The sequence below is a fragment of the Stenotrophomonas sp. CFBP 13718 genome (genome assembly GCF_014842145.1).
Classification (GTDB): domain Bacteria; phylum Pseudomonadota; class Gammaproteobacteria; order Xanthomonadales; family Xanthomonadaceae; genus Stenotrophomonas.
Map to the genome: position 1 here is coordinate 1 of NZ_JACYVC010000003.1, position 13,624 is coordinate 13,624.

Sequence of the window (13,624 nt, forward strand, 5' to 3'; positions counted from 1 at the left end):
AGTCCTACCTGGGTGACGCGGCCCTGCGCATCCCGCATGTAGTCGGCCACCGCCCCACCGGGATAGATCACAGAGGCAAGCCGTCCCGCCTTGTCGTAGGTGTACCGCAGAGTCGTCGCGACGTTGTTGATCGTCTGGATCTTACGGGTCACCTGACCGAAGCGGTCGTGGCAATACTGGGTAGATCCACCGGGGTGAACCACGCGCCCAACTCGACCGATGGCGAAGCGCTCTGTCGTTGCGCATGCCGCCGGTGCGACGTCGTACTGCACCGCCACGTCTTGAATGGGGTCGGGATAGGCGATGGACGTAACGCGGTTCAACGCATCGTAGCCATAGGTCGCAGTGACGCCACGCGTATCGGTACGCGTCGCCATGTTACCTGCGGCATCACGGGTCATTGTGGCGCTCCCCGTGTCCGGGCTGGAAAGGACCAGCAGGTCACCGAAGCCGTTGTACTGATAGTTGGTATGCAGTCCCTTCGGATCGGTGACGCGCGTAACGTTGTCCAGCGAGTCGTACTGCATCAGGGTCTCGGCCGCGACACCCGCGCCGTCCTGCAGCGAGCGCGCCAGACGATTCAGCGCGTCGAAGCCCTGCGTGCTGGGGCGAAGCAAGGCGTCGGTGACGAGGGTCGGATTGCTGTTGGCGTCATAGCCGTAGGTCGTAGCGTAGTCGCCCGCGTCCTTGAGCGCGGTCAGCTGGCCCAGCGTGTCGTACACCCGTGCCATCGTGCGGCGAAGCGTACCTGCATCGTCGAGCACCTTCTCCTGCAGGCGATTTCCTGAATTATCCAGAACATAGTGCAGTGTGTTTCCTGACGTGTCGGCGATGTCGGTGAGACGCTGCGCGGCATCGTACTCGTAGGTGACCGCACTGCCGTCCGGCTGGTTCACCTGCTTGACCTGGCCGGTCGGCCAGTACGCAATCGAAGTGATCCGGTCGGCCGCCGTGGTGGCGCCACGGACGATGACCTGCGTCGGCCAGCCTCGCGCATGGTAACGATAGTCGGTGATTACATTGTTCGCGTCCCGCGAGGAGAGAACCCGTCCTGCCGCGTCGTAAGCCAGCACGTCGCGCTTGTGCCCCAGACCGTTGGTGGTGCTGCGCAGATCGCCTTTGCGGAATGTGCACGCACCAGCGTTGCTGCAGCCGGCATCATCTGCGGTGTAGTACGCGTAGGTGACGGTGTCGGCCACGCCGCTGCGCGGCCCATCCACGGAGCGCAGCAGGCCAATCTCCGGGCAATCGGCTCCCACCGCCTCGCAGTAGGCAAGGGTGGTCACGCGCGACTGTCCGCTGACGAGGTCCTGCACGGTGATCGAGACCGGCTGCATCCTCGCATTGCGCGTAATACGGGTTTCGCGGTTTGCTTCGCGCTGCAGTACGACGCGATTGCTGCCGACCGCCACGTGGGTGGTCGATACGCGCTGCTCGGGCAGGCCCGCCGCTTCGGTCACCGTGTGGCTCTGCACCGCACCCGCAGCGGGATCATTGATGTCTGCATACAGGTGGCTGGTCGCCGTGCCGCGACGGTCCCTGACGCTCTGCACGCGTCTGCGGAAATCCGTGGTTTCCGGCAGGTAAGTTCGGCTGATGCTTCCCTGGGAATCGGTGATGCCATTGACCTTGCGCGGCAGACCGCTGGTGCCTGAGACCGTCAGCCCAAAGTTCGACTGCCGACCGAGCGCATCGGTCACCACGGTGCCCGTCGCGGTATAGGCCAGTTTGACACCATCCACACCGACGTCGCTCTGCGTGCAGTCGCCCGAATGCCGGCTGCAAGTGACCCGGCCCTTTTCGTCATAGCCGAACCAGCTGAATCGCTGTCCATCCTCCGCCGTTATGCCTGTGAGGTGTTGCGGGAAACGGCTGTCCTCGTAATGGTAGGTACGCGCACCACTGTCGGGATAGCTTGCCGAAGCCAACTTGCCGTTGCCGTCATAGAGATAGGAGACGACGACGGCGCCACTGATCGAGAGGGACGAGATGACCGTATCGTCCGCGGGCAGCGCGTACTGGAGCGTTACTTGTCGCCCTGTTGAATGCGTAATGGCCAGCAAGCGGCCGCGCGCGTCGTGGGTGTACTGAAGCCAAGTGCCGTCCTCGAACTCGCGCCATTGCAGTCGGCCCGCTGCGTTGAAGACCATGACTTCGTTGCGGCGCCGGAGCGTCCAGTCGGTGCCCTGCTGTGAAACGCGGTCACCACTGCCATCGTTGGCCTCGTACTCCGTGCCCTGTTTGACGAATGCGATGTGGCTGCCATCCGCCTCGACCAGGCCGACCTTCAGTTCGGTCGCGGCAGGCATCGTGGTCGTATCCACGCCCATTGCGAGCCGGATGTTGTGCGAGTGCGTCCAACCCGGACCGAAGGCACCACCGGCCGTACTGCTTTGAGAGTGGTAGTAGCGATTGAAGGTCAGCCAGCTGAGGGCGAGATCTTCCTCGGTCTCGAACTTGTCACCTGTCGTGGGATCGCAGGGGTTGCCGACCTGACACTCGTTGGTGACCGGGCCGCTCCAGTAGGAAAGCATCATTGCTGCGGCTTGTTCGAAAGCCGCGGGCATGCCACATGCCGCCTGCTCTGAGTTCCAGGCTAGGAAGCCTGCGTTCGGACAGGCTACGGTGCGCAGTCGCTGCGCGTACGCGCCTCCTGCCATGCTGGTGCAGACACCGTCAGTACCCCTGAAATACAGGATGGTCTCGAACTCGGTATCTTCGATCGTGTTGTTTACCTCGTCGCCATCGCTTGTACCAGAGAGGCGCGTCCAAGCTGGCGGTGAGACATAGGCCGCTGGGCACTGGGCGTCGCTTGCGGCGCCGAGGTAAGCCAGGAGCTGATCTTCGCTATCAAAATCCTGCTGCCCTGATCGATACACCCAGGGCGACCGGTTGATGGGCTGCGGCTTTACCCGGTATGCATAGATCGTTTTATCGCTCAGAACAGTCTGCTCGCGCACTTCCCAAGAGAAGGCACCGAACTGCTGATACATGTCGAATGTTGCCTCGATGCTGCGTTGGGCAGCCTTCTCGGTTTGCAGGGGTTGCCCGCTACTGGCGTAGGTGTGCCAGCCCTTGGTGACTTCCTGCGCGCTGGCCAGCCCAGGCGCCAGAATGAGCATAAACACAGTGGCCGCGCACATGCGCGGGACTGCCATTGAAAACGTCAACATCCTTGTCTCCATCCGTTGAGAACGTGGTGTCAGCCGCAACCAACGCAGCAGGCCGCGCGCCATCAGAACCCAGATAGGAGGTGAATGTTTGTGCCCGGCGTCTCGTTTAGCTCATTGCAGGTTTGAGACAGCCGGGTGTCGGCTGACGCGGCTGCGCCCGCCGAGCATGGCTATGCCGGTCGTCCTGATCGGCACCCTGCAGGCCGTCGCGAGCGACGTTGGCAGCGGGCTCCTGCCGCCGCCTTCGGCGCTACCCAATCAATCAGTGGACGGTGGTGCTTCCGTGAGGATCCAGGCGGTCGATCACGCCTTGCATGGCGCTGTCGAACGCGCCGTTGTCTACGTGCGGGCGCAGGCGGCCGAGGCGCACCATGACGGCCAGTTCTTCCGGGGAGGCGACGCAGAAGCGGACGCCGCGGCGGTTGACGAACAGCAGCCGCTGGGAGATCGGGCTGATCCACGACAGCTTGCCGGCCTGCAGCTTGCCGTCCTTGTCGATGAAGTCCAGCCAGATACCGATCTCCATGCGACGGAAACGATCGGCGTCGGCATTGTCGAAGTTGTCGTCATCCACCGATGCGGTCACTTCCGCAGAGGTGGGGTCGGTGGGCGGCGGCGGCGGCAGCATGCCCTGCGGCAGATCCGGCAGCGCGCGCTCCAGCTCGGGACGCGACTCGGCGATGCTCTGTAGCGTGTCATGCAGCGCATCGATCGCGCGTGCCGCGCCGTCACCGTGCACGCCGACGCTGGTGAACACCCGCCCCAGTGCCGGTTGCCAAGCCTGCAACCACGGCTTGCCGACGATCTTGCGCCGCGCCTCGGCGACTTCATCCAGCAACCCATCGGCCAGCGCCAGGGCTTCGGCCACCGATGCCCCATCGTCGCCCTCGCGCAGCAGCGCCAGGGTCAGATGATGCTGCCACGGCTGGCGCAGGAACTCGGCGATCGCCTGCGGCAGCGTCGCGTCGGCGATGCGCCGATCCAGCTCGGCGCTGGAGCGTGCACGGGCCAGTTCGAGTTTCTCCTGGCCACGCTGCGTCTCCGCCGCACGACGCTCGGCGATCTCGATACGCCGACGGTGTTGGGCCAGGAAGTCGCGGAATTCTTCTTCCAGGGTGAGGAAGATCGCCAGGTTCTCGTTGAACTCGGCGACCAGTCGTTCAATGATCTCTTCGACCTTGCCCATCAACACGCGCTCGGCCTGGCTTTCGCCGGTATTGCCTTCGCAGGCCTCGGCCAGCGAGTTGAGCAGCTTGCGCGCGGGGTGGGTCTTCTGCACGAACATGCGCCGGTCCAGCATCGCGACCTTCACGAACGGCACCACTAGGCGACCGATCAGCTCGCGTGAGCGGCCTTCCAACTCACGTTCGTCCAGCATGACGTCGAACAGCATGCCGACCAGATCGATCGCATCTTCGTCCTGCGGGTCCAACCGGGCCTGGCTGGGGTCCATGCCCAGCTGGGTCGCGTTGGACAGCACTTCGCTCTTCAACCGTTGCGCCAGTGACTCGCCGTCTTCGCCGATGGCTGCGCGCAAGGTGGCGCTGGGCGTGGCCTGCAGCAGCGAGAGCACCGACATCATTTCGCGCTGGCTCAACGGACGCTGCTGCCCCACCGCTACCTGTGCGGCGGACGTAGCGTCCTCGCGTACGTGGCGGGTCTGGCGCAGCAACTCATGCAACGCATCCAGCAGCATGCCTTGTTCGCCGCCCTGCCCCGAGGGTCCACTTTCACCGTCACCCGGCATGCCCTGCAGCGAACCGCGCTGCTGCGCCCAGCGGTCCGTGAACCGTTGCGCCCACGCCGGTGCGGCCTGGCCATCATCCTGCCCTTCATAGGCGTCCGCGCCCGGTGCCTGGCGGTGTTCCACCAAGTCATCCAGCATGCCTTGCGCGGCAGCGGCATGCTGCGGGCGCGGCGGCGGCTGTGGCTGCCGGCGTGGCGTTGCCATGTTCGGCATCACCCCCGCCTTGACCAGATGGTCGTCCACCTTTTCGTAGATCTTGCCCACCGGGCCGTGCAGATCGCGCTCGCACAACTTGATCAGGACCAGGCGGACTTCCGGAGCCAGCTCGCAGTCGGCGAACGCCTCGTGCACCGCAACGCCCAGATGTTCGGGGCTAATCGGATTGGTATCCGCATCCAGCTCCAGACCGCCGCCGATGAAACCCAGCCGCCGATCAAGGCGGCCCAGCACGGATTTGAAATCGCGCAACAGGATGGTCGCGAACTGCCGCGCCGCCAAGCGCGATTCAAGTTCATGCTCACCCACCAGGCTCAGCACTTCGTCGCCTTGCCCGGACAAGGTCACCTCGGCCGACAACGGTGTACCGGCAGCAAAGGCATCCCAGCTGCGTTCCAGATGGGCGATGAAGCCATTGCCGATATCGTCGCGCCGTCGGCGCAGCTCGCGCATGCCATCCAGGAACAACAGCTGCGAGGAGCCGGCCGTTGCGGCACGGTCGAACAGCACGTCGTCGAACCGTGCGAGCACGGTCGTGAATGCAAGCGATAGCGCGGGCAGGGTCGCTTCGCGCACCAGCATGAGCTGGGTCACGTCGCGTCCCGGCGTTCCCATCGGACTGGGCGTCACCATGCGTGAAGGCTCCCCACCTTCGGCGAAACTGGATGCTGCAGCGATGACATGACAGCTGACGCCTCCCCGGCGTCAACTGCTCGATGGTACGTCGTCCGCCCCGCCGCAGACAGTGAATCAGTCCTCACTTCCAAACCCCACGACCGGGCAACTCACAACATACGTATCGTAAGCGGTGCAGGGGCTGCAGCGCGAGCGCCATGGCGCAGGCACGGGGAAAATGGAGCCTGATGGACATCACATTCTGTCACTGGGAAGGGGAGGCCGGCACGGGCCGACTGACGCAGGCCACTATACCCGGCGACCTGTGATGAATGATTAAGCCGCGAGGCACTGGGAGCACAGGTTCCGGGCTCCGTTCACACGGGGGTGGCGCCCCCTACCCTTGCCCGTAGCTGACTGCCTTCCCGGCCCCGCCAGATGACGTCGCTATACTCAGGGTTCCGCTTTACTGACTGGCCCCCGCATGTCCGATTCTGCTGCCCTGACCGCCCTCGATGCACGCCGTTCGGTGCCTTCGCGCCAGCTGGGCGAGCCTGGCCCGGACGCCGCCACGGTGCTGCGCATGCTCGAATCGGCCGTCCGTGTGCCCGACCACGGCAAGCGCGTGCCCTTCCGCTTCCTGCAGATCGACGGCGACGCACGCGCGGCGCTGGGCGAATTCCTTGTAGAACGTGCGCAGCAACGTGACCCGCAGGTGTCGTCCGCGCAGCTGGAGAAGGACCGCCAACGGTTCAACCATGCCCCGCTGGTCATCACCGTCGTCAGCCGTATCCGCCCGGATGCAAAGGTGCCGGCCGAGGAGCAGCTGATGACGGTCGGCTGTGTCTGCTTCGCCCTGCTGCAGGCCGCACAGGCACTGGGCTTCGGCGCCCAGTGGCTGACCGGCTGGATGGCCTTCGACGCAGCCGTGCACGCCCATCTCGGACTGACCGAGGAAGAAGGGATCGCCGGTTTCATCCATATCGGCACCCCGAAAACCGAGATCCCCGAACGCGACCGGCCCGATCCGCAGGCCCTGCTGCAGCAGTGGACGGGCACGGCGTGAGCGCTGTCGAGCGGGTCGATGACCCGCTGCCGTCGAGCACGCCAACAGCTCAGCGGCCGCGCGCGCCGTTGTATCTGGTGGATGCCAGCATCTACGTCTTCCGCGCCTGGCATTCGATGCCGGACGAGTTCCAGGATGCGCAGGGCTGGCCCACCAACGCCGTGCACGGTTTTGCGCGCTTCCTGCTGGACCTGCTGGAGCGGCAGCGCCCCAGGCACATCGCCATCGCCTTCGACGAAGCGCTGGACAACGGCTACCGCAACCGGCTGTATCCCGCCTACAAGGCCAACCGCGATCCGGCCCCGGAAGCCCTGCGCCGGCAGTTCGTCCACTGCAAGGCCCTGTGCGCGGCCCTCGGCCTGCCGGTGATGGCGCACCATGATTACGAAGCCGACGACCTGATCGGCAGCGCCCTGCACGCCCATCGCAGCACCCACCACGGGTTGATCATCTCCGCAGACAAAGACCTGTCGCAGCTGTTGCTGGAGCAGGACGAGCAATGGGATTTCGCCCGCAACGTCCGCTGGGACATGCACGGCGTCAAAGGCCGACTGGGCGTGCATGCGCACCAGGTCGCCGATTACCTTGCGCTGTGCGGTGATGCGGTCGACAACATTCCCGGCATCACCGGCGTGGGCAGCAAGTCCGCCGCCGTGCTGCTGGCCCACTTCGGCAGCCTGGACGCCTTGTACGAGCGACTGGACGAAGTGCCGTTCCTGCGTTTGCGTGGCGCGGCCCAGATGGCGGTGCGACTGCGCGAGCAGCGCGAGCACGCCCTGCTGTGGCGGCAGCTGACCACCATCGCACTGGATGCACCACTGGACGGCACGGTCAGCGGCCTGTTGCGCGACGAGGTGGATCCACAGCTGCTTGACGGCCTGTGCAGCACGCTGCGCTTCGGCCCCTTGACCCGCCGGCGGCTGTTCGCCGTGGCCGGCCTCGGCGACGCCAGCGCGCCAGCCCCTTATCCCACATCGAGCGAGTTCGCATGAGCCAGCGCAACACCGAAGCCCCTCGCGTCGTCTTCGAAGGCAAGTACCAGCGCATGGTCGTGCGCGGCACTTGGGAATACAGCGAGCGTACCCACGCCGGTGGCCTGGCTGCGATCATCATCGCGGTCACCCCGCAGGACACGGTGCTGTTCGTCGAGCAGTTCCGCGTGCCTCTGCAAGCCAGGACGATCGAAATGCCGGCCGGCCTGGTCGGTGACATCGATGCAGGTGAATCCATTGAACTGTCCGCCGTGCGCGAGCTGGAAGAAGAAACCGGTTGGACGGCCGAGCACGCCGAGGTGCTGATGATCGGGCCGACGTCGTCCGGCGCGAGCAGCGAGAAGATCGCCTTCGTACGCGCTACCGGCCTGAGCCGGGTGGGTGTCGGCGGCGGCGATGACAGCGAGGACATCACCGTGCATGAGATCCCACGCGCCAACGCCGCTGCCTGGCTGGTGCAGAAGATCGGCGAAGGCTACGAGCTGGATGCCAAGCTGTGGGCGGGCCTGTGGATGATCGACCATCATCTGGATGGCACCCCGCGTGGCTGATGCCGATCTGCGCCAAGCGCCGTTCCTGCTGGGCGCGGGCGACCCGCCGGTGTTCGCCATCCACCGCCCGCAGGGCACCTCGCCGTACGTGCTGTTGGCCGACCACGCCGGCCAGTGCGTGCCGCACGCATTACGTGCACTGGGCCTGCCGCAGGCCGAGCTGGACCGGCACATCGGCTGGGACATCGGCATCGCCGGCACCACCCGTGCGCTGTCCGAACGGCTGGATGCCTGGGCCATCGAACAGACGTATTCGCGGCTGGTGATCGACTGCAACCGCCCGCTGGCGTCTCCCACGCTGATGCCTGAAACCAGCGATCACACGGTGGTTCCGGGCAATGCGGCCCTGTATGCCGCCGAGCGGCAACAACGCATCGATGCCATCCACACGCCATACCATGCGCGCATCGACGACGAGCTGGACGCGCGGCGCGCCGCATCGCGCCCGACCCTGCTGGTGATGATGCACAGCTTCACCCCCAGGATGAACGGCGTGGAGCGGCCATGGCATGCCGGCGTGCTGTACCACCGCGATACGCGCATGGCCGATGCGCTGTTGCACGCGCTGCGCGACGAGGACGACCTGGTGGTCGGTGACAACCAGCCGTACGCGGTGAGCAGCACCAGCGACTACGCCGTGCCTGTGCATGGCGAAGGCCGGGGCCTGCTGCACGTGGAACTGGAAATCCGCCAGGACCTTATCGCCGATACCACCGGCCAGCAGGCATGGGCGGACAGGCTGGCGCGCATTTTCACCGCGCTGCAGCCGGTACTGCTCGGCTGATCCAATGCCTCGGCAACGACGGCCAGGGGCCTTGGTAGTGACGGCCGCTGGCCGTCAGCCGCGGGTCCCATGACGGCCCACGTCCATCATCCCGTCATCGCGACGGACGCAGCCACAACGCCACCGCCACGCCCAGCAGCGCGAACAGCGCTGCACCGTACTGCGCACTGATCAAGCCCTGCAGCGCCTCCACACTTGAACCGGCGGCACCAGCGGTGCGGCCGGCGTTGGCCACCATCACCAGCACCGCCAGCCCCAGCGCGCCCCCGATCTGCTGCGCCGTCGCCGCCATGCCCGAGGCAACGCCCTGCTGCGCGGCCGGCACACCCTGCCCCGCGACAATCCACATCGCCGTCCAGGTCATGCCTTGGCCCAGGCTGAGCACCACGATGCCCGGCAGCAGTGCCCAGTAGGTCTGGCCATGCGGCAAGGCCAGCGCCACGCCGGCGATGCCGAGCGCGCCAGCGCCCATGCCAAGCGCGAGCACCTGCCGCGGTGAGCGTCGGCTGAGCATGCGTTCGGCCACGCTGATGCCGTAGGTGCATACCAGCGTGGGCAGCAGGAACGCCAACCCGGCCTGCAGCGGTGACCAGCCGTAGCCATCCTGGAAGTACAACGCAAGGAAGTAGTACTGCACGCCGAAGCTGCTCATGAACAACATCGTGAGCAGCATGGCCGCACGCAGGGTGCGCAGCCGCAGCAGCGCGAACTGCATCAACGGATCGCGGCTGCGCTTCTCGATCTGCACGAAGACCCACAGCAGGGCGACCGACAGCAGCAGGCAGGCAAGCGTCAGCGGCGCCGTCCAGCCCCACTCGGGCCCCTGCACCAGCGTGGTCACCAGCAGGCTGCCGCCCAAGGTCACCGTCGCGCAGCCGGCCAGGTCGAAGGAGCGACCCGAGGGCACCGCCGCATCCTGCGGCAACCAGCGTCCCGCCAACCCGGCGCACGCCGCGGCGACGGGCACGATCACCAGCAGCACCGATGACCAGCCAAAGAACTGCGTCAGCACCCCCCCGAGCAACGTGCCCAGGGCCAGCCCCGCCGCGCTGGCCATGCTCCAGATCGCCAGCGCCCGGTTGCGCGCCGCGCCCTCGGCGTAGATCGTGTTGATCAGTGAAAGCGTGGCCGGGAACAGCAGGGCCGCACCGATGCCCTGCACCGCGCGGGCCGCGATCAACATGCCTGCGCTGCTGCTCAGCCCACCGACCAGTGAGGCCAGTGCGAACAGCGCCATGCCGATGCGATACAGGCGGCGACGCCCCAGCAGATCCGCCGCCCGCCCTCCCAGCAACAGGCAGCCGCCAAACGCCACGGTGTAGGCACTGACGATCCACTGCAACTGCTGCGCATTGATGTCCAGCTGGATGCCCATCTCATGCAGGGCCACGAAGATGATGGTGGCGTCCAAGGCGATGATCAGCTGGGCCATGGCCAGCAGGGTCAGCGCGAGACGGGGCGGAAACAGCGGGATACGTGGATTCATGCCGATGGAGACTCCGGGAAGGTGCGCAGTCTCATTGATGACGCTCGACAAAGAAACCCCGATACTTCGATTTCTGTAATGCATACAGACATCAATCAAAGGTCAGCGATGGATCTCAACGCCGTGCGCATGCTGGTGCAGGTCGCCGACGCCCGCAGCTTCACCGTGGCGGCGGGGCAGCTGGGCATCAGTCAGTCCGGGCTGTCGCGTGCGATCGGGCGGCTGGAGACGGAGCTCGGCGTGCGCCTGCTCAACCGCAACACGCGCAACGTCAGCCTGACCCCGGATGGCCGTCAGTTCGTCGAACATTGCACGCCATTGTTGTCCGGTCTGGAAGACGCTGAGCGGCGTTTGGGGGACCGCCCCTGCACGCCCTCCGGCATCCTCAAGCTCACCGCGCCGTCGATGTTCGGTCGCAAGGTGCTGGTGCCGCTGGCCGGCAGGCTGATGGCCGAGCATCCGCTGCTGCAGTTCGAGCTGGTGCTCAACGATCGACTGGTCGATCTGGTGGACGAGGGCTTCGATGCCGCACTGCGCACCGGGCCGATCAGCGATGTGCGCATGGTCGCGCGCCCCCTGCGTCCACTGCACTGGGTCACGGTGGCCGCGCCCGGTTACCTGGCCCGGCACGGCGCACCCGCCACCGTCGATGCGCTGCATGACCACGTGTGCCTGGCCGTGCGCAACCTGCGCAGCGGACGGCTGGTCGACTGGCAATTCCGCGAAGACGGCCGGCTGCGCGAATTCACCGCCCCGGCGCGGATGGTGTTCGACAGCGGCGACCCGCTGGTGGAAGCGGCAGTGGCCGGTGTGGGTATCGTGCAGGTGATGGATTTCGCGGTGGCCGATGCCTTGGCGGCCGGCACGCTGCAGCGCGTGCTGCAACCCTTTGAAGGACGCAGCCGTGCGCTGTCGCTGGTCTACCCGCCGTCGCGGCAGGCGTCACCGAAGCTGAAGGTGCTGGCTGATGCGTTGTTGGCCGGCGAGTGGTGACACGGGAACGGCCGGTGGGTGACGACGAGGTGCCGTCACCCAACCGGATGCAGGTTCACCCGCATCCGTTGACGGCCAGCGGCCGTCACTACCGCGGCTGGCTCAGGCGAACGAATCCGTTGCCCGCACCAGCGCGTCCACGTTCTCGGCTTCAAACGCCGAGTGCCCCGATGCCGGGGTGATTTCCAGCTTGGCCTTCGGCCACACCTTGGTCAGGTCCCAGGCATTGGCCAGCGGGCACACCACGTCATAGCGGCCATGCACGATCACGCCCGGGATGTCGGCAATGCGATGCGCATCGCGCAGCAGCTGGTCTTCCACCTCGAAGAAGCCACCGTTGACGAAGTAGTGGTTTTCGATGCGCGCGAAGGCCAGCGCGAACTGCGGATCTTCGTGGCTGTTGACGAAGTCGTCGTCCACGTGGAGGAAGCTGGTCGCACCCTCCCACACGCTCCACGCCTTGGCCGCCGCCAACCGGGTGGCTTCGTCGTCACTGGTCAGGCGGCGGTGGAACGCCGAGATCAGGTCATGCCGTTCAACGGCGGGGATGGGCTTGAGGTAGTGCTCCCATGCATCCGGGAACAGCCGGTTCGCGCCTTCCTGATAGAACCATTCCAGCTCCCAACGACGCAGCATGAAGATGCCGCGCAGCACCAGCTCGCTTACCTTGTCCGGATGGGTCTGCGCATAGGCCAGCGCCAGAGTGGAACCCCAGCTGCCGCCGAACACCTGCCACTTCTCGACGGACAGGTGCTCGCGCAGTTTTTCGATGTCCGCCACCAGGTCCCAGGTGGTGTTGTCCACCAGATCGGCGTGCGGCGTGGACCGGCCCGAGCCGCGCTGGTCGAACAGGATGATGCGGTACTTCGCCGGATCGTGGAAACGGCGCATCTTGTCGCTGCAGCCGCCACCGGGGCCGCCATGCAGCAGTACCACCGGCTTGCCGTCGGGGTTGCCGCACTGTTCGAAATAAAGCGTGTGGCGGTCATCGACCTTCAGCGTGCCCTGGTCGTACGGGGCGATGTCGGGGTACAGCGTACGCATGCTTGGAACTCCATGGTGGTGCCCTGCGCGCGGCAGGAGAGCCTCCATTCTAGGCCGGTCGTCGACCCAGCGTGACCCGGTCGCGCTGCTCCAGGTCCTGTACGGTCTCCACCGCGTCCCACCCTGCCTGCTGAAGCAGCAGGCGGATGGCCGCGCCCTGGTCCCAGCCGTGTTCCAGCAGCAGCCAGCCACCTGCGTGCAGGTGCTGCATGGCGCCGGCGACGAGGAGCCGGATGTCAGCCAGGCCATCTTCACCGGAGGCCAGCGCGGTGGCGGGTTCGAAGCGCAGGTCACCCTGCTGCAGGTGGGGATCGTCGCTGCGGATGTAAGGCGGGTTGCTGGCGATCAGGTCGAAGCGCTGGCCCTGCAGCGGTACCAGCCAGGATCCGTGGGCAAAGCGCACCGCGGTCAACGCATGGCGCTGGGCATTACGGGCGGCCACCGCCAACGCCGCCTCACTGAAGTCGGTCGCCAGCACCCGTGCGTTCGGCCGCTCGCTGGCTACGGCCAGGGCGATGGCGCCACTTCCCGTTCCCAGATCGGCCACCTCCAGTGGCCTGTCCAACGGCAAGCGCGCCAGTGCCAGCTCGACCAGCAGCTCGGTTTCCGGACGCGGTATGAGGGTCGCCCCGTCAACGTCCAGATCCAAGGTCCAGAACCCACGGCGTCCGGTCAGGTACGCCACCGGCTCACCCTCCGCGCGGCGCGCCACCAGCGCGCTGAACCGCGCGCGGTCAACATCACCCAACGCATCGGCTGCGTGCGCGAACAGCCAGGAGCGGGCGCACTGCAGCGTATGCAGCAGCAACAGCTCCGCCTCGTGCCGGGCATCCGGGCCGGACAGCCGAGCGGTGGCATCGGCAAGGACATCACGTACTGAAACCGGGGAAGACGCGCTCATCGGACTCAACCTGCAGGGGCGCGCAGCTTAGCCCAGTGGCTGCGACGCAATCAGCT

The 13,624-nt window shown here is 66.2% G+C and carries 10 protein-coding genes; 5 read left to right on the forward strand and 5 right to left on the reverse strand.

Going from position 1 to position 13,624, the window contains the following annotated elements:
- Positions 1 to 3,173: DUF6531 domain-containing protein (locus IFT58_RS05995; protein WP_249405606.1), on the reverse strand; the 3,173-nt coding region annotated here is incomplete at its 3' end.
- Positions 3,174 to 3,435: 262 nt separating this feature from the next.
- Positions 3,436 to 5,718 carry a DUF1631 domain-containing protein gene (locus IFT58_RS06000; RefSeq protein ID WP_249405626.1) on the reverse strand — a complete coding sequence of 761 codons (2,283 nt, stop codon included), beginning with the start codon at positions 5,716 to 5,718 and terminating at the stop codon, positions 3,436 to 3,438.
- 517 nt (positions 5,719 to 6,235) lie between these two features.
- Between IFT58_RS06000 and IFT58_RS06005 the strand changes: the two genes are divergently transcribed.
- From IFT58_RS06005 to IFT58_RS06020, 4 genes are read left to right on the forward strand one after another with little or no spacing between them, the layout of a single operon-like run.
- Positions 6,236 to 6,817 carry a nitroreductase gene (locus IFT58_RS06005; RefSeq protein WP_192080850.1) on the forward strand — a complete coding sequence of 194 codons (582 nt, stop codon included), beginning with the start codon at positions 6,236 to 6,238 and terminating at the stop codon, positions 6,815 to 6,817.
- A gap of 26 nt (positions 6,818 to 6,843) precedes the next feature.
- The gene (locus IFT58_RS06010) at positions 6,844 to 7,809 is read left to right on the forward strand and encodes a 5'-3' exonuclease H3TH domain-containing protein (RefSeq protein WP_192094411.1); all 966 of its coding nucleotides are present in this window, start codon (positions 6,844 to 6,846) and stop codon (positions 7,807 to 7,809) included.
- Positions 7,806 to 8,360 carry an NUDIX hydrolase gene (locus tag IFT58_RS06015; RefSeq protein WP_192094186.1) on the forward strand — a complete coding sequence of 185 codons (555 nt, stop codon included), beginning with the start codon at positions 7,806 to 7,808 and terminating at the stop codon, positions 8,358 to 8,360. Before IFT58_RS06010 ends, IFT58_RS06015 begins: the two co-directional genes overlap by 4 nt.
- Positions 8,353 to 9,144 carry an N-formylglutamate amidohydrolase gene (locus tag IFT58_RS06020; RefSeq protein ID WP_192094187.1) on the forward strand — a complete coding sequence of 264 codons (792 nt, stop codon included), beginning with the start codon at positions 8,353 to 8,355 and terminating at the stop codon, positions 9,142 to 9,144. The genes IFT58_RS06015 and IFT58_RS06020 overlap by 8 nt, the downstream gene beginning before the upstream one ends.
- Before the next feature lie 94 nt (positions 9,145 to 9,238).
- Here IFT58_RS06020 and IFT58_RS06025 read toward each other — a convergent pair whose 3' ends face one another.
- Positions 9,239 to 10,630, reverse strand: coding sequence for an MFS transporter (locus tag IFT58_RS06025; RefSeq protein WP_192094188.1), 1,392 nt, complete (start codon positions 10,628 to 10,630; stop codon positions 9,239 to 9,241).
- A 108-nt stretch (positions 10,631 to 10,738) separates the two neighbouring features.
- On the opposite strand from IFT58_RS06025, the gene IFT58_RS06030 reads away from it, so the two are divergent.
- Entirely contained in the window at positions 10,739 to 11,623 is an 885-nt protein-coding gene (locus IFT58_RS06030; RefSeq protein WP_192080846.1) for a LysR family transcriptional regulator, read from the forward strand.
- A 102-nt stretch (positions 11,624 to 11,725) separates the two neighbouring features.
- On the opposite strand, the gene pip is transcribed toward IFT58_RS06030, so the two are convergent.
- Together pip and prmC are read right to left on the reverse strand one after the other, a co-directional pair.
- Entirely contained in the window at positions 11,726 to 12,667 is a 942-nt protein-coding gene (gene pip / locus IFT58_RS06035) for a prolyl aminopeptidase (protein ID WP_192080845.1), read from the reverse strand.
- 49 nt (positions 12,668 to 12,716) lie between these two features.
- A complete protein-coding gene (prmC, locus tag IFT58_RS06040; protein ID WP_192094189.1) occupies positions 12,717 to 13,568 on the reverse strand; it encodes a peptide chain release factor N(5)-glutamine methyltransferase in 852 nt (283 codons plus the stop codon).
- Positions 13,569 to 13,624: the final 56 nt, after the last annotated feature.

What these genes read in the sequence shown, in the direction of transcription:
- pip (WP_192080845.1), bottom strand. Translation starts at nt 12,667, where the DNA reads ATGCGTACGCTGTACCCCGACATCGCCCCGTACGACCAGGGCACGCTG.
- IFT58_RS06000 (WP_249405626.1), bottom strand. Translation starts at nt 5,718, where the DNA reads ATGCTGGTGCGCGAAGCGACCCTGCCCGCGCTATCGCTTGCATTCACG.
- IFT58_RS06005 (WP_192080850.1), top strand. Translation starts at nt 6,236, where the DNA reads ATGTCCGATTCTGCTGCCCTGACCGCCCTCGATGCACGCCGTTCGGTG.
- IFT58_RS06030 (WP_192080846.1), top strand. Translation starts at nt 10,739, where the DNA reads ATGGATCTCAACGCCGTGCGCATGCTGGTGCAGGTCGCCGACGCCCGC.
- prmC (WP_192094189.1), bottom strand. Translation starts at nt 13,568, where the DNA reads ATGAGCGCGTCTTCCCCGGTTTCAGTACGTGATGTCCTTGCCGATGCC.
- IFT58_RS06015 (WP_192094186.1), top strand. Translation starts at nt 7,806, where the DNA reads ATGAGCCAGCGCAACACCGAAGCCCCTCGCGTCGTCTTCGAAGGCAAG.
- IFT58_RS06025 (WP_192094188.1), bottom strand. Translation starts at nt 10,630, where the DNA reads ATGAATCCACGTATCCCGCTGTTTCCGCCCCGTCTCGCGCTGACCCTG.